Below are 16,052 nucleotides of genomic sequence, written 5' to 3'. Positions count from 1 at the left end.
TTCTGAATGCTGTGGGTATCCGGGTTGGTCAGCGCATCATCGACGTTCGACTTGAGCGGGATTTTTTTCCCGGCACGCAGGCCTTCGTCAGCGGTGATCACCACTTTGGATTTGCAGTCGATGATCCGACCGGCCAGGGCTTCCGGCGAGAAACCACCGAACACCACCGAGTGAATCGCGCCGATCCGGGTGCACGCCAGCATGGCGACCACGGCTTCGGGAATCATCGGCATATAGATAGTCACCACGTCGCCGCGGTGCACATCCTGGCCCCGCAGGGCGTTGGCGAACTTGCAGACTTCTTCGTGCAGCTCGCGATAGGTGATGTTGCGGCTCTCGGCAGGGTCATCGCCCTCCCAGATAATCGCGATCTGGTCGCCGCGCTCGGCGAGGTGACGGTCCAGACAGTTGTAGGAAACGTTCAGGGTGCCGTCGGCGAACCACTTGATGTCGACATGGTGATCATCGAAGGAAGTCTGCTTCACCGTGGTGAAAGGCTTGATCCAGTCGAGGCGTTTGGCCTGCTCACGCCAGAAACCGTCGGGATTGACCACCGACTGCTGGTACATGGCCTTGTAGGTTGCTTCATCAGTCAACGTGTTGGCCGCAACCTCGGGACGAACGGGATACAGAGAAGCCGCACTCATCTTACTTTCCTCGACAACGATCGTTTCAGTTTGAATTGTATTTATTTGGATGTTGTGGCCGCCGGGATGCTATGGCCTGTCTACTAGAGCATCTAATTTGTCGTTCAAATTCTGAACCGGTTGAGCAATGTGTCTTGCTGGCTGACATGGTTCTCCATCGCTGAGCATTGATGGACTTGCAATTCAGCACTGCCCGAAACTTCAAGGCTAATGTCGCGAATATTGGTCGTGTTTCGATTGATTTCGTCAGTCGTCGCGCTCTGTTCTTCAGCGGCAGCGGCAATCTGCAGGTTCATATCATTGATGCGGTAAATCGCGTCACGGATGCGCTCGAGCGTGTGATTGGCTGCATTGGCATCCCCCGCAGTTTTGCTGGCAGTGTCGCGGCTTTGCTGCATCCGCACTTGGGCGTGTTTCACACCCGTCTGCAACTGATCAATCATCAGGCGAATTTCCTGAGTGGATTGTTGAGTGCGCGAAGCAAGTGAACGCACCTCATCAGCCACCACAGCAAAACCGCGTCCCGATTCACCAGCTCTTGCTGCCTCGATGGCCGCGTTGAGCGCAAGCAGATTGGTCTGGTCTGCAATGCTTGTAATGACCGCCACGATCGATTCAATGCTTTGACTGAGGGTGGACAACTCATTGATGGCGTGGCCTGTGTGGTCCATCTCATCGGCAAGGCGATTGATTGCTGCTGTGGATTTGGAGACCAGACTGACACCCTCCGCGGTTTGGTCATTGGCTGCGATCGCGGCTTCGGCCGCCGCTTGTGCATTACGCGCCACGTCTTCTGCCGTCGAAGCCATCTCGGTCATGGCGGTGGCCAGTTGATCCAATTCCTGCAATTGAACATGTACGCGATTAGCTGCTTTATTTGCTTCTTGGGAAGTCACCTTGGTGCTCTCGCGGACCTGTTGAGAGCTATTTTTGACATCGCCGATGAGCGATTTCAGGTTTTGCAGGAATCGATTGAATTCGCCAGAAACCAGTGCGATCTCATCTTTGCCGCTCACTTTCAATTGACGAGTTAAGTCACCGTCTCCGCGATTAATATCCGCGAGAGACTCTTTGAGTTGTTCGAGTGGCCAAAGCAATCGTTTCACCAGCATGCCTAACAGAAGGAGGCTGATTAACACGCCGAGGACAGTGCCGATAACGGCTCGCCAGCTCAGGACATGAGCAGCCGACATGACGATGTCTTGGTCAAGTACCACGCCGATATACCAATCCATGCCCTTGAGATCAGTAAGCGGAATGAAAGACACAAGAAGGGACTTTCCACTGCTGCTGACTTCTTGAAGCTGACGGGTGAGGGGTAGAACGTTTCCTTCGAAAAGCTGGCTGTAGGGCTTGCCGTTCAGTTCAGCGTCCGGGTGAGAAATGATGTTGCCACTTTTACTGAGCAGGAACGCGTAACCGGCCCCACCGAAATCCAGCGTATTGATGGCATCGGCAACCGCAGTAAGGCGGATGTCACCACCGAACACCCCGAGCGGTTGACCCCCATCGTTGATCCGGGCGACAGCCGAGATAAGAATTTCACCTGTTGTGGAGTCCTTGTAGGGTTCGGTTAAAACTGCTTGTCTACCTGCTTTGCCCGTTGCATACCAAGGGCGGGTGCGACCGTCATAATCGGGTTTTGGATTCCAGGACGCAGTGTTCTTGATGGGTTTTCCGTCGGACTCAAGGGCGCCGAATACCAACTTGAATTCATCTTTCAAAATTGGCGAATCAATGACTCTTTGGGTCACTTGCGGACTGTACTGACTATCGATCACCTGGGATGCAAAATCCATCAAACGAAGTTTGCCGTTAAGCCAGTTTTCGATCTGACGTGCCGCGGCATTGCTCGACTCGGAGATGCTCGCCTCGACCTGGTTACGCAAAATCGTCCGTATCTGCCCTACCTGAACCAGCGATAGGAGACTGGTTGTCACAAACAGCACACAAGCAGCCACAAGGCTTACCTTGTAACGGATTTTCATCGAGGGCTCCGAAGGGTCGTTAGCAATCAATTTGTCGCCTGAGTGCAGGGCTCTCGACAACAAGATTTGCTGTCGAGATGCCTGCCCCGGTCTGTTTACTGAGAGTCTTGTCGCCTGGACGACTATGCGCGCAGTCGTGACTTAACCTTAAAAAAAGCCTAGGGGATTGACGTCGTAACTCACCAACAGGTTTTTGGTCTGCTGGTAGTGATCGAGCATCATTTTGTGGGTTTCACGACCGACACCGGACTTCTTGTAACCACCGAACGCGGCGTGTGCCGGGTACAGGTGGTAGCAGTTGGTCCAGACACGACCGGCCTTGATCGCACGGCCCATGCGGTAGGCGCGGTTGATGTCGCGGGTCCAGAGACCGGCGCCCAGGCCGAACTCGGTGTCGTTGGCGATGGCGAGGGCTTCGGCTTCGTCCTTGAAGGTGGTAATGCCGACCACCGGGCCGAAGATTTCTTCCTGGAACACCCGCATCTTGTTGGTGCCCTTGAGCAGGGTCGGCTGGATGTAATACCCGCTCGCCAAGTCGCCTTCGAGTTTTTCCACCTTGCCGCCGGTCAGCAATTCGGCGCCTTCGCCCTTGGCGATTTCCAGGTACGACAGGATCTTGTCGAACTGCTGCTCCGACGCCTGGGCGCCGACCATGGTGTCGGTGTCCAGCGGGTCGCCACGTTTGATTTGCAGGACTTTCTTCATCACCACTTTCATGAAGTCGTCATAGATCGACTCTTGCACCAGGGCGCGGGAAGGGCAGGTGCACACTTCGCCTTGGTTGAAGAACGCCAGCACCAGACCTTCGGCGGCTTTCTCGATAAAGGATGGTTCGGCTTGCATGATGTCTTCGAAGAAGATGTTTGGCGATTTACCACCCAGCTCCACGGTGGACGGAATGATGTTTTCGGCCGCGCATTTCATGATGTGCGAGCCAACCGGGGTCGATCCGGTAAAGGCGATTTTGGCGATGCGCTTGCTGGTGGCCAAGGCTTCGCCGGCTTCTTTGCCATAACCTTGCACGATGTTCAGCACGCCTGGCGGCAGCAGGTCACCGATCAGTTCCATCAGCACGGTGATGCCCAGCGGGGTTTGTTCGGCAGGCTTGAGCACCACGCAGTTACCGGCGGCCAGGGCTGGGGCGAGTTTCCAGGCAGCCATCAGGATCGGGAAGTTCCACGGGATGATCTGCCCGACCACGCCCAGGGGTTCATGAAAGTGATAGGCGGCGGTGTGTTCGTTGATTTCGGCAGAGCTGCCTTCCTGCGCGCGAATGCAACCGGCGTAATAGCGGAAGTGATCGGCGGCCAGCGGGATGTCGGCGTTGAGAGTTTCGCGTACGGCTTTGCCGTTGTCCCAGCTTTCGGTGACCGCGAGCGTTTCCAGATTCTGTTCGATGCGGTCAGCGATCTTCAACAAAACCAAGGCCCGGTCCTGCACCGAGGTTTTCCCCCAGGCATCAGCCGCCGCATGAGCAGCATCCAGCGCCTTGTCTATGTCTTCGGCGCTGGAGCGCGGAAACTCGGCGATCGGTTGACCGTTCACCGGCGACGTAGTGGTGAAATATTGGCCGTTGATTGGCGCGACGAACTCGCCACCGATGTAGTTGCCGTAACGGGACTTGAAGGAGACAACGGCACCGGGGGTGCCAGGCTGGGCATAGATCATGATGAGACTCTCTTGTAGTTATTGGATGTAGCAGGCGTAAGCCCGTACCGGTGGCATTGGAATCTGATGCATCTTCTTGCTGATGCTGGCTGCTTCTTAGCCGCCAGCTTTAGCTGAAGACTAATTAGCTGCCCTGCGGAGTTTCCCCACGCGCGAGACGAGCATTGATGTCTTCAATGATTGCCGGCAAATCAACGATGGTGTCGATCACGTAGTGGGGGCGAGAGCCTTCGAACATCTTGATAATGCGTGCGCGTTCCTCGGCCAACTCCTCCAGGGATAAATCCTTGAATTGCTCATAAGACAGACCCAGTGCGTTGCCGGAGCAGGTCAATGCAACCGTCCACATACCGGCGCTACGGCCTTCGAGAATGCCCGGCCAGGTGTCGTCGACCTTGACGCAGGCAGCCACATCACTGATACCCAATGCAATCACGTTCGCCAAGGCTTGAGCTGGATGTGGACGACCGTTGGGCACTTCGTCGGTAGCAACCACATGGTCGGTGACATAGCCGTTCTTGCGCGCCAGTTCTACGACCTTTTCCATGACCACGGCCGGGTAGCCTGAGCAAGAACCGATTTTCAGACCTTTGTCGCGTAAGCCATTGATCGTATCGAGAGCGCCGGGAATCAGCGCCGAGTGCAGGGCGATCTTTTCGATCTGCAGCGGCATGAAACGCTCGTAGAGGGCGGTGACATCATCATCAGTTGGCAACCGGCCGAAGGTGGCATGGTAGCGTTCGGCGATCTGCGGCTCGTTGCACAGCGTGCGGATGTGATCCCACTTGCCCATGCCCATCGGCCCGCGAGCTTCTGCCAGGGAGACCGCGACGCCGAACTCGGCAAAGGCTTCGACGAAAATCTGAGTCGGTGCGAAAGAACCGAAATCAACGACAGTGCCCGCCCAGTCCAAAACCACGGCTTGCAGTTGAGAAGGTTGTTTGTAGTGCATGATGATTGCTCCAGTGATTGGTGAGTGATTAGTTCGAGTTCAGGAATTGGCGCCGACAATGGCCGGTTGCACCGGAGTCGAGGCCAACTCCTTGCTTTCCACCGTTTTCGGGCGACTATTCCAAAATGGAATCAACATCAAGCTGGCCAGCAGCGCCGCGACGGTGAACACCAGGAATATGGTGGTGGTGTCGAAGTATCCTGGTAACAGGCCGCCGAGGACCGCGCCTATCGAACCGCAGCCGTTGACGAAGCCTGCGGAGGAGGCCGCTCCATCCTTGCTGCCGAAATCAATGGCAGCCGAGCCGCTCATCATCGAATCCGGCCCGTAAAGCGTCAGGCCTATCATGAACAACAGGCCAACCACCATGTAAAGACTACCGCTCTGCATCGCGGGGACGAACAGCCCCAGACACAGGGTGAGCACAACCAGACTAAGGACACAGGCCGGCATACGACGAGCGCCGAAGTACTTATCTGATGCGATACCGATAAGAATCGGACCTGCCAGACCTGCTAGTTCAAAAGCCGTCGGAACGATGGCGGATGCCACTTTGCCAATCTCGGGCATCCGTTCGTAGATCATTACCGGCCCCCACAGGAGAATTGCATACCGCGCTGGCTTGAGCATGAAATAGGCAAGACCCAGCACCAGTACGGTTCGATTTTTCATCACCGTGCGCAAGCCAGCCCACATACTTTCGCGTGGCACCACGGCCTTGCTGACGGGTTCGATTTCGATCTCGACGGGAGGCAGGCCGACGTCTTCTGGACGGTTGCGTTGCAAGAAAAAGAACAGCACTGCTACCACCAGCACCACGACAGCGCTGCTGATAAACGCCATGCGCCAGTCGTGGTACGCGTTGTAGGCCCACCAACCGGCAAATGGTGTGGCTACCAGACCCCCGAAGGCGTAGGAGGTGCTCCAGTAACCCAGTACGCGGCCACGTTCGCCAGTGCTGAAGAAACTGCCGACGTTCTTGCATAGACCAGACCAACCGGTGGACTGAGCAAGGCCCTGAATTAGCATGCAGGAGACGAAAATCGGTAAGGTGGCGTAGGTACCCATAAGCAGCGCGGCTAACGCCGAGATGACGAGTCCACTAAGGACCACGACCCTTGGACCGAAGCGGTCAGAGAAGTTGCCCCAAAGAAACTGCCCCACTGCATACGCAGTTAGATAGAGGGCGTCCAGATTGGCCATCATGGCTTTTTCGAGTATGAAGTTCGGGTCTTCGCCAATACCAAGTTTGGCGACAGAAAACGCTTTGCGGGTGAAGTAGAAGGCGGCATAAGCCACCCAGGTGATGAGAAAAACTTGCACACGCCAACGCTGGAGAGATTTCCAGCCGGTTGCGAGAGGACTTGCGTTCTTGTTCATGTGTTCTGATCCCGTATGTGGTGCCAGACAGCGCAAAGTAATTGATTTTGTTTTTGTTTTCGGTACAGAAAATCTGTGCACGCACACGACATCGATTAGATGGCTGTGAGATGGCATCAGGCTTTAAGTATTAAATTGACGCGATCGCTGACTCCTGCTCGGCGCTGCCGAGTGATAAGTCACCGAATCCATGGTTTAAAAAAAGATCCCCGTCCAAAGGTGCTACCCATTGCACCTATGCTCGAATCGACATGGACCTTTAAAGGGGTTGATCAGGCAGCCGGCTGTTGCATGTCGACGTTCATCGCCACAAGACTGTCGGCGATGGCGCGCAGCAACTGATGGACGATGTATTCGTCGATCTGGCCGATACAGCCGATACGGAAACTTTCGGCTACCGTCAGTTTGCCGGGGTAGATGATGAACTGACGGGCTTTGAGTTCGTCGTAGAAACGTTTGAACTCAAAGTTCGGATGTTCTGGACTGAAGAACGTGGTGATGATCGGCGACAACCAACGGTCTTCTAGCAGGGTCTTGAAGCCCAACTCTCGCATGCCTGTGACCAGGACGTCGCGATTGCGGGTGTAGCGCGCCAGGCGACCATGCACGCCGCCTTCGGCACTGTGCTGTTCCAAAGCCTTGTGAAAGGCCACCACACTGTGAGTCGGTGGGGTAAAGCGCCATTGGCCAGTGCGCTCCATGTAGACCCACTGTTCATAGAGGTCGAGGCTCAACGAATTGGCGCGGCCTTTAGCGGCTTCTATCATAGAGCGGCGGATGATCACGAAGCCAAAACCGGGGATGCCCTCGATGCATTTGTTGGCGGAGGACACCACCACGTCAAAAGCAATTTCGTTTACGGTGAGCGGCACGGCACCGAAGGAGCTCATAGCATCGATGATTAAACTCTTACCATGAGCTTTCACCACATCGGCGATCTCGCGCAATGGGTTTAGGATGCCAGAGCTGGTTTCACAATGAACGATAAAGACATTGGTAACATCGGGGTTGGCCTTGAGCAAGGCGTCCACTTCCTCGGGCTGCGGCGGCAGGTAATCGCCCTTATCGAGGGTGATGAATGCACGACCGAGGTATTCCAGTGTCTTGGTGGCACGCTGGCCATAGGCGCCGTTCATGAGGACCAGTGCTTTGCCATCTCGAGGGATGGCAGTGGCTAATGCGGCTTCCACCGAATAGCTGCCGCTGCCTTGCAATGGCACGCAGACGAAGCTGTCGTCCTCTACGCCGGCCATGCTGAGTAAATTCTGGCGAACTTCGGCAGTGACTTGATTGAAGGCAACGTCCCATGAACCCCAGTCGCGCAGCATGGCTTCCTTGGTGGCTTTGGAAGTGGTTAATGGGCCTGGGGTCAGCAGGTAGGGTTCACCCAGGGCAGGAGTTGCCAGCGCCTGTGTGGTCGGAAATTCAGCTTTGGTCATGATCTTCTCCGGCGATGTTGTTTTTATGAGGAGTGATGCATGGAGTGATCAAAACATTTGCGTAGAAATAATTGAAATCGATTTATCACATGTCAAAAACAAGCTGAGCTTATAAGTCGAAATCGTTATCCACCGTCGCATACCAGTCCGATTCCGACCTATGCATTGCCGTTCGAATGAGCGGGTTCACATTCCATAAACCAGTTTCGCCAACGCCGGCCAGGTGTCATCAGGGTATGCCTCGCCATGGGCCGCCCAGGCGTGCCGCTCAAAGCCATCAACGTCGAGTATCAAAGCTCTATTGCGAAGCTTAACCAGAGGGGCTCGCTTTGCCGGATATGATGCAGTGGGCACCGGGGCTGCCAAAAAACTGCTGGGCGCAAGAATCAAGCGGTTGAGTTGGACGGATTGAGAAATGTCGCAAACCCGCCTGGCAAATAGCCAGGCGGGTTTTCTATTGGTGCGCGTAAAAGTCTGGTTGAGTTATCGGTGCGTTATCCCTTGTCCGCCTTGCCGGCAGCCGCGGCGAATTTCGCTAGATGCACATCCAGTCGGCGGGGACATCGGTTGTGGTCCTCGGCATGCTCCTTACGACGAATGGCGTTGCGCACCATCAGTGAACCCAGGTAGCGGATCGGCTCTGGTGGGAAATGGCCGAGCGGACCTTGAACCAGCGGCGAGCGTGTCCAGGGGTTGTCCACCCCCAAAACCAGCGATGACAGGATCTGCCCACCCATATGACAGGGGCCGACGCCACTGCCGGAATAGCCGAAGCCATAGAAGATGTTGCCGCTTGCGCCCATACGACCGAAGAAAGGCAGCCCTGTGACTGAGCGATCGGACGGGCCATTCCAAGTGGCGGCGATGTCTACATCGGCAAAGTCTGGAAAGAACTCCGCCAGAGTGTTGCGCAACAGCCCTGCGTAGGGCGATGGCTGGTCGAACACTGGCAGAATACGGCCGCCATAAGCAAAAGTGTTGCCTCCTTTACCGAGCATGATCCGGCCGTCCGGGGTGTTGTGGTAGTAGTGCACGAATATGCGCGAGTCGAGTACGGTGACCCCGCTGGTCAGGCCGATTTTCTTGAGCAGGTCAGGTCGAGGCTCGGTGATGATCATGTCGCTGGAGACGATGGCCACCGAGCGCGAGAACTGTGGAAAGGCACGCGCCATCCAGGCATTCATCGCCAACACGACCCGGTTGCAGGTTACTTTCCCGTTCGGCGTACTGACGATGGCTGGCAGCGCCTCTTTCAGACCGGTCATCGGCGAGCCTTCGTAGATGCGCACACCCAACTCCAGTGCGACTCGACGCAGGCCGCGCACCAGCTTGCCCGGTTGCACACTGGCCGCCGCAGGCGAGAACCAGCCTTCAACGTGCCGGGTTGAACCCGCCATTCGTTGCACGTCAGGTAGCGCGCATTTGGAGAAAGAGTTGATGCCATTGCGCTCCAGCGCCGCGATCACCCCGTCAGTCGAGCCAACTTGGGCGTGGTTAGTCGCCGTGTAGAGCGTGCCATCGAGACGGTAATCGGCATCCACCGCGTATTTTTCGCAAAAGGTGCCGATGGCGTAGATGCTCTGCTCCGATTCCTTGACCAGGCGTACAGCCTCTTTGACGCCGAACAACCGCTCGAGAGTGAAGAACTTGGCCGACCAGGACAATGCACAGCCGCCGTTGCGCCCACTGGCACCGGCACCGCAAATGTCGGCTTCGACGATGACAACGTCCAGCTCGGGGTTCTGTTCCTTGAGCATGATGGCGGTCCACAAACCGGTATAACCACCGCCTACGATGCAGACATCGGCGTGGGTGTCTTGCCGCAGCGGCGGACAGGGCGTGTCGGATTGGCTTTTCAGGGCCTGGTCGAGCCAGTAGGGGCGCATGGGTTATCTCCTTTCGATCGGTTTCGGGGCGGGGATTCAGGACGCAATCAGCCGCACGCGGCGACCACGATCATTTCCACGCGCCAACCGGGGTCGATCAGATTGGCCAGGGTACAAGCGCGTGTGGGGGCATGGCCTTCGGGGAAAAACTCATCCCAGACCTTGTTGAGCCCTTCATAGTCCTCACGATGGGCGAGCAGGATGCGCACCGAAAGCACCCGCTTGCGGCTGCTGCCGGCACTGAGCAAAAGCTGCTCGATATTTGCGAGTACTTCGTGAGTCTGTGCCTCGATACCGCCACTGAGGTCCGTGGCAACTTGGCCACCGAGGTAGAGGTGGTTGTCATATCGGACCATGTCCGAACGGCGTTTTATCGTGGCGAAACGTTCAATTTCCATTAGACATTCCTGATTGATATGAGAGGCGGCACTGTCGCGATCAGCGGCCCAAGTACTTGCGAAAACCATGCTTGCAGTTCATCGTTCATAAATAAAATCGATTTATCGTATGCATGAATAAGCTGAAACTATAGAAAGGCACTCGATGATGATTTCTCATACTCAACTCAAGGCTTTCCACGCCGTAGCAATGAATGGCAGTTTCACTCGGGCGGCCGAGCAGCTCTGCCTGTCTCAACCAGCGGTGTCCGACCAGGTTCGCAAGCTTGAGGATTGCTACGGTGTGATGGTGTTCTACCGTGACAAACGCCTGGTGCGCCTGACTGAAGTGGGCGAGCAGTTGTTCGGCCTGACACAGCGTTTGTTTGATATCAGTGTTGATGCGCACGATATGCTGATGGATTACCGCACCCTGTCGACTGGAACCCTGAACCTTGCCGTAGACGCGCCCGTGCATGTACTGCCCTATGTCGCACGCTTCTGCGCTCGTTACCCGGGTGTCGACGTGAAGATTGAAACGGCAAATACCGATGAGGTATTGCAGCGGTTGTTCGGTCACCAGGCAGACATTGCCCTGCTGGGGCGCAACATCGAAGATGACCGCCTGCTGAAGCTGCATCTTCGCAGTGACCCAATGCTCGCCTTCGTCGCCCATGACCATCCCTGGGCGCAACGCAAATCCATTTGCCTCGCCGATCTGGACAACACGCCTCTGGTGTTGCGCGAGCAGGGCTCGGTTACGCGGCTATCCCTGGAAGAGGAGATGGCAGTGGCGGGCTTACGCATTCGCAAGGCAATTGAGGTGGAGGGGCGTGAAGCGGCGCGCGAGGCCGTCGCAATCGGTATGGGTGTCGGGGTTGTCTCGGCGGCCGAGCTTGGCTCTGATTCCAGGATTCGCGGATTGCCGATCATCGATTGTCAGCAGCGCTTCACCGAAACATTGGTTTGCCTGCGCGCACAGAGTTCCCGACGTATCCTGACGACCTTTTTCGACATGGTTCGAGAGGCGGTGGCTCCTTTGCCAGCCAGGTGATACGCCACAGACGCGCCCACGATGCCTGCACCGATGACACCTGGTCGGTTGCGCTCAACGACAACAACCTGTTCGACAAGCGCTACTACGCCACCATCGGTAGCGAGACCTTCGGTAACTACTACGGTGATCCGCGCAACTTTAAGGCTGTGTGAAAACCCATGCGCCGTTTTGAAGTCTGCGTGGCTAGGTAAAATCTGTCGGCGTTTGCTTAGTCAGCAGACCTGAAATGTACATAGGAACGCGATTTTTGTTCCGATTCTGACTGTCAAACTTGCTCTAAAACGTTTTCACACAGCCTGGACCCGAAGCAGCCTTTCATCAACGGCTGGAAGCGGCGACCAGGCTCCCGAGGTAGGCAGTCAAATCACGAAACGGTTTTCGCCCTCTCAGAGGTGGCAATACCTACTTTGTTCATGGCTATGGTCTGCGGTAGGTACCCTGTGAAAGCTTAGTGGGCGTTCACAGGGTGGGACGGGGTAACCATTTTGGGTTTTACAGATCGTATTTCAACACTTCAGCGCACAGGCGGCGCGTACTGAATCCCGCCGTTGTTCCACAAGGCGTTGAGGCCGCGCTTGATCTTCAGCACGCTGCCCTGGCCAATGTTGCGCTCAAACACTTCGCTGTAGTTGCCGACCTGTTTGACTATCTGAACCACCCAGTCCTTGCGCAGCTTCAAGTCCTTGCCGTATTCACCATCGGCACCCAGCAGCCGTGCGACATCCGGGTTCTTGGTGCTCTTGGCCTGCTCTTCGACGTTCTGCGAGGTGATGCCCATTTCTTCGGCGTTGAGCATGGCGAACAGGGTCCACTTGACGATACTGAACCACTCCTCGTCGCCCTTGCGCACCAGCGGGCCGAGCGGCTCCTTGGAGATGATTTCCGGCAGCACCACGAACTCGTCGGGGTGGGACATTTTGATCCGTTGGGCGTAAAGGCCCGACTGGTCAGTGGTCAACACATCGCAACGACCGGCTTCCAGGCCCTTGGCGCTTTCATCGGCGGTGTCGAAGGTGATGGGGGTGTATTTGAGGTTATTGGCGCGAAAGTAATCCGACACGTTGAGTTCGGTGGTGGTGCCAGCCTGGATGCAGATGGTCGCGCCGCCCAGTTCCTTGGCGCTGCTCACCCCCAGTTTGTTGTTCACCAAAAAGCCAATCCCGTCGTAATAGGTCACGCCAGTGAACACCAGGCCCATGCCGGCGTCCCGGGAACTGGTCCAGGTGGTGTTGCGGGAAATAAGGTCGATCTCCCCCGACTGCAACGCGGTGAAGCGCTCTTTGGCGGTCAACTGGCTGAACTTCACTTTCGACGCGTCGCCAAACAGCGCGGCAGCCACCGCGTGGCAAACATCGACGTCGATCCCGGTCATTTTGCCCTGAGCGTTCGGCACGCCGAACCCCGGCAGACCATCGCTGACACCGCACTGGATAAAGCCCTTTTTGGTAATGGCATCCAGCGTCGCCCCCGCTTGAGCGGTAGCGGTCACACCCAACAGGGCGGTGGCGGCCAGCAAGGCCAGGGTGGATTTCATGCTCTTCATGCCAACGACTCCCTAGTGTTTCTTGTTATTCGACGCACATGTCGCGCGCCCGCACGCACCCGATAGTGGATGAAATCCTTGATGCCGGTCAGTTTTAGTGGTTTTTTAGCCGTCCAACAAACGACCTTTCGGCAAGTGCTCCTTCCGGTTTGGAATGAACTGCCCCTGGCGCCGCATCCGTTCCCCTTTAGGTGGCCTCGTGTTTTCAAAACGTTTAACGCCGTCGATGACCTCCCTGCAGTGCTTCGAAGCGGCCGCTCGCCACCTCAGCTTCACCCGCGCCGCCCAAGAGTTGCACCTGACCCAAAGCGCCGTCAGTAAGCAGGTGGCGCAGTTGGAGGAAATGCTCTGCCACAACCTCTTCGAGCGAGTGCGCCAACGCCTGCACCTGTCGCCGGCCGGCGCCTTGTACCTGGCCGAAGTGCACAAAATCCTCAATCAGGTGGACATCTCCAGCCGCTACATCCTCAGTTACGGCGGCGAAACCGAAGTCCTGCGCATCGCCACCCAGCCGACCTTCGGCGACCGCTGGCTGGTGCCCAAGCTCAAGGACTTCGCAGCGCTGCACCCGCGCATTCACCTGGACGTGCGCACCGATCTGGAGCCTTTCGACGTATTGCAGGCCAAGGCCGATATCGCATTTTTCTACGGCCAGGGGTCCTGGCCGGGGGCGACCTGCATTGAATTGTTCAGTGAAGATGTGGTGCCGGTCTGCGCCCCGGGGTTCGTCGCCAGCACCGAGATCGCCCCTTCCCAACACACTTTGCTGCAATGCACCTCCCGCCCTGAGGCCTGGCATGCATGGTTTCTGGAACAGGGTCTGCATTCGCAAAACAGCTACCACGGCCCACGTTTCGACACGTTTTACATGTGCATTCGCGCCGCCCAGTCGGGGTACGGCGTGGCGCTGGTGCCCCGGTACATGGTGAGCGACGAACTGGCCCGGGGCAGCCTGGTAATTCCCTGGGATTACGCCATGCCCAGCGCGGGCGCACACTTCATCGCCCATGCCGAGCATGCGGGGGAAGTGCCCAAGGTGAAGGCGTTTTTGCGGTGGATGGTCACGTATATCACGCCCGCCTAGGACTCCCGTGGCTCTATGTGGGAGCGGGCTTGCGTAATTGCATTCCTCTTGACCACCTAATCGCATCGCCACTGACCAGCCAAAAGCGGCCCATGACCAGGGTTCGCTTTGGGCCGATACGCGAGCGCAAGGACGGGGCGACCCATGGCCCTGGTCGCAGGAACTTGTAATGCACGGCGTTGCTCGACAGAATCGCGTCCCGATCCGGCCAAAGGTGCTGGACGTTCGTGGTGAAAAGGGGCTGCAGTTGAACCAACAGACATTGTCCATGCGCCTGGAGCGCGTGGCGGCGCATGTGCCAGCAGATGCGCGCCTTGCCGATATCGGCTCGGATCACGGCTACCTGCCGGTGGCGTTGATGCGCCGTGGCGCCATCGCGGCGGCGGTGGCCGGCGAGGTGGCATTGACGCCGTTCCGCTCGGCCGAACGCACCGTGCGCGAGAACGGTCTGGACCAGCGGATCACCGTGCGCCTGGCCAATGGCTTGGCGGCGATCGAGCCGGGAGACGGGATCACGGCGATCAGCATCTGCGGCATGGGCGGCGAGACGATCCGCGACATCCTCGACAGCGGCAAGGCGCGCCTGAATGGCCAGGAGCGCCTGATCCTGCAGCCCAACGGCGGCGAGCAGCCACTGCGCCAATGGCTGATGGAAAATGACTACCGCATCCTCTGCGAGGAATTGCTGCGGGAAAACCGCTTCGACTACGAAATCATCGTCGCCGAGCGCGACGGGCCGGTGATGTACACCGCCGAGGAGCTGTACTTCGGCCCGCTGCAGATGCAGGCACGCAGCCCGGCGTTCCTGGTCAAGTGGCAGCGGATGCTGAGCCAGAAACAGCAGACCCTGACCGACTTCGCCCGGGCGCGGCAGGCCGTGCCCGAGGAGAAAGTTCAGGACGTCGCCCGGCAGGCCCGCTGGATCACCGCACTGCTGGCTTGAGCCCGGTCCAGGGTTTGTACGAAAAATCGCCGAGCTGCTACCCGCCAATAGCTGCCGCGGACACATGTCTACTAAAGTGGGAGATTCGCAGGAAAGGTGGTCTGTCGCTTCCTGCGATTATCCTGGGGGCGCATAGTTCGGGACTACGCTAAAGCTATGCGGGTCGTCGATCAATTGTGACCCACTGTTCGCGCTGCGTCCGTCCCTGGAGCGCCCAATGCCGCCCATCCCCACGCGCCTGGTGGCGCTGTTGGTTCTTTGCCTGACTCTTGAAGTGCCAGCCCAGACCAACGCCTGCCCGGCTGGCGAGAAACAAGTGTGCCTGGACGGCTGCATCTGCCTGCCAGACGTGGGACCGCTGCTCGGCCCCCTGCCTGATGGCATCTACCAGATCGCAGCACCTGCCCTGGCGCTGTGGCTGAGCCAAGCCCGCGCTGAAGCAGCCAACGCCGGCACCCAACCCATTCCACCGCACATCCGGGAGCAACTGCTGCGCTGGTACGACCCCGGCGTCCTCGATACCGCGCGCTACAAAGTTAGCGACAACGGCCAATTCAGCGCGGCCACTGCCATGCTGCAAAACCCCGATGTCGGTGCCGTGACGCTGATCGACATCATCCTCTTCCGGGACGCCCAAACCGCAGAACAGAACATCGCGCTCTGGGCCCACGAATTAAAGCATGTGCAGCAGTATCAGGAATGGGGAGTAGAAGGATTTGCCCAGCGTTATACACAAGATTTCAATGCAGTGGAGGCGCCGGCTTATGCCATACAGGCTGAGGTCCGACGGTGGGTGCGGGAAGGGACATACTGAAGAGCGGGATAATCAGCTGAACTTCTCCCATGACGAGGATCCCACCATGCGCACCTACACTCTGGAATACCTGTTCAACGGCGAGCCCCGCACACACATATTCGAATTCAAGCAGCCTCAGCTGCCCGTCCATGAGGCGGCGATGCACCTGCTACAGCTGCATTTTGGGGATGCAGAGAACAGCCTGATCATGCCCACTGCGGACGCGACGCCGGAAAAGATTTTAGAGCAGGCCGAGCTGGTCGGGCTGACGCAGATTAAGGTCGTCGATCAA

General features: G+C 57.4%; 15 protein-coding genes and 2 pseudogenes. 7 read left to right on the top strand and 10 right to left on the bottom strand.

Annotated elements, in window-relative coordinates; all coding sequences use genetic code 11:
* From F8N85_RS28565 to F8N85_RS28540, 7 genes and pseudogenes are all read right to left on the bottom strand, one after another.
* Positions 1 to 647, bottom strand: a 647-nt coding sequence (locus F8N85_RS28565) for an AMP-binding protein (protein WP_150806864.1), incomplete at its 3' end; no start/stop codon positions are given.
* Positions 648 to 751: 104 nt separating this feature from the next.
* A complete protein-coding gene (locus F8N85_RS35915) occupies positions 752 to 1,543 on the bottom strand; it encodes a methyl-accepting chemotaxis protein (protein WP_412072519.1) in 792 nt (263 codons plus the stop codon).
* 66 nt (positions 1,544 to 1,609) lie between these two features.
* A pseudogene (locus tag F8N85_RS35910) lies at positions 1,610 to 2,635 on the bottom strand (cache domain-containing protein); the annotation flags it as partial.
* A gap of 147 nt (positions 2,636 to 2,782) precedes the next feature.
* Positions 2,783 to 4,303 carry an aldehyde dehydrogenase family protein gene (locus F8N85_RS28555; RefSeq protein WP_150806816.1) on the bottom strand — a complete coding sequence of 507 codons (1,521 nt, stop codon included), beginning with the start codon at positions 4,301 to 4,303 and terminating at the stop codon, positions 2,783 to 2,785.
* A gap of 124 nt (positions 4,304 to 4,427) precedes the next feature.
* The gene (gene phnX / locus F8N85_RS28550; protein ID WP_150806815.1) at positions 4,428 to 5,255 is read right to left on the bottom strand and encodes a phosphonoacetaldehyde hydrolase; all 828 of its coding nucleotides are present in this window, start codon (positions 5,253 to 5,255) and stop codon (positions 4,428 to 4,430) included.
* Between the two features lie 39 nt (positions 5,256 to 5,294).
* Positions 5,295 to 6,635 (bottom strand): MFS transporter, encoded by a 1,341-nt coding sequence (locus tag F8N85_RS28545; RefSeq protein WP_150806814.1) that lies wholly within the window; start codon positions 6,633 to 6,635, stop codon positions 5,295 to 5,297.
* A gap of 272 nt (positions 6,636 to 6,907) precedes the next feature.
* Positions 6,908 to 8,074 (bottom strand): 2-aminoethylphosphonate--pyruvate transaminase, encoded by a 1,167-nt coding sequence (locus F8N85_RS28540; RefSeq protein ID WP_150806813.1) that lies wholly within the window; start codon positions 8,072 to 8,074, stop codon positions 6,908 to 6,910.
* Between the two features lie 199 nt (positions 8,075 to 8,273).
* Between F8N85_RS28540 and F8N85_RS35905 the strand changes: the two are divergent.
* A pseudogene (locus F8N85_RS35905) lies at positions 8,274 to 8,353 on the top strand (hypothetical protein); the annotation flags it as partial.
* 215 nt (positions 8,354 to 8,568) lie between these two features.
* Here F8N85_RS35905 and F8N85_RS28535 read toward each other — a convergent pair.
* Positions 8,569 to 9,960: an FAD-dependent oxidoreductase gene (locus tag F8N85_RS28535; protein WP_150806812.1), complete on the bottom strand. Its 1,392-nt coding sequence runs from the start codon at positions 9,958 to 9,960 to the stop codon at positions 8,569 to 8,571.
* Positions 9,961 to 10,007: 47 nt separating this feature from the next.
* Entirely contained in the window at positions 10,008 to 10,358 is a 351-nt protein-coding gene (locus F8N85_RS28530; RefSeq protein WP_150806811.1) for a RidA family protein, read from the bottom strand.
* Between the two features lie 145 nt (positions 10,359 to 10,503).
* On the opposite strand from F8N85_RS28530, the gene F8N85_RS28525 reads away from it, so the two are divergent.
* The gene (locus F8N85_RS28525) at positions 10,504 to 11,391 is read left to right on the top strand and encodes a LysR substrate-binding domain-containing protein (protein WP_150806810.1); all 888 of its coding nucleotides are present in this window, start codon (positions 10,504 to 10,506) and stop codon (positions 11,389 to 11,391) included.
* Positions 11,388 to 11,546 carry a TonB-dependent receptor gene (locus F8N85_RS34690; RefSeq protein WP_191636288.1) on the top strand — a complete coding sequence of 53 codons (159 nt, stop codon included), beginning with the start codon at positions 11,388 to 11,390 and terminating at the stop codon, positions 11,544 to 11,546. Before F8N85_RS28525 ends, F8N85_RS34690 begins: the two co-directional genes overlap by 4 nt.
* A 362-nt stretch (positions 11,547 to 11,908) precedes the next feature.
* On the opposite strand, the gene F8N85_RS28515 is transcribed toward F8N85_RS34690, so the two are convergent.
* Positions 11,909 to 12,937 carry an amino acid ABC transporter substrate-binding protein gene (locus tag F8N85_RS28515; protein ID WP_150806808.1) on the bottom strand — a complete coding sequence of 343 codons (1,029 nt, stop codon included), beginning with the start codon at positions 12,935 to 12,937 and terminating at the stop codon, positions 11,909 to 11,911.
* Between the two features lie 226 nt (positions 12,938 to 13,163).
* On the opposite strand from F8N85_RS28515, the gene F8N85_RS28510 reads away from it, so the two are divergent.
* The 4 genes from F8N85_RS28510 to F8N85_RS28495 all read left to right on the top strand — a co-directional run.
* Positions 13,164 to 14,021 (top strand): LysR family transcriptional regulator, encoded by an 858-nt coding sequence (locus tag F8N85_RS28510; protein WP_224795770.1) that lies wholly within the window; start codon positions 13,164 to 13,166, stop codon positions 14,019 to 14,021.
* A gap of 247 nt (positions 14,022 to 14,268) precedes the next feature.
* On the top strand, positions 14,269 to 14,964 hold the full coding sequence (locus tag F8N85_RS28505) for a tRNA (adenine(22)-N(1))-methyltransferase (protein ID WP_318183230.1): 696 nt from the start codon (positions 14,269 to 14,271) through the stop codon (positions 14,962 to 14,964).
* A 217-nt stretch (positions 14,965 to 15,181) separates the two neighbouring features.
* Positions 15,182 to 15,778: a DUF4157 domain-containing protein gene (locus F8N85_RS28500; protein ID WP_150806531.1), complete on the top strand. Its 597-nt coding sequence runs from the start codon at positions 15,182 to 15,184 to the stop codon at positions 15,776 to 15,778.
* A gap of 46 nt (positions 15,779 to 15,824) precedes the next feature.
* Positions 15,825 to 16,052: hypothetical protein (locus F8N85_RS28495; protein ID WP_150806863.1), on the top strand; the 228-nt coding region annotated here is incomplete at its 3' end.

Source organism: Pseudomonas fluorescens, from assembly GCF_902497875.1.
Classification (GTDB): Bacteria; Pseudomonadota; Gammaproteobacteria; order Pseudomonadales; family Pseudomonadaceae; genus Aquipseudomonas; species Aquipseudomonas fluorescens_BR.
This window is presented reverse-complemented; position numbering and strand designations above follow the sequence as displayed.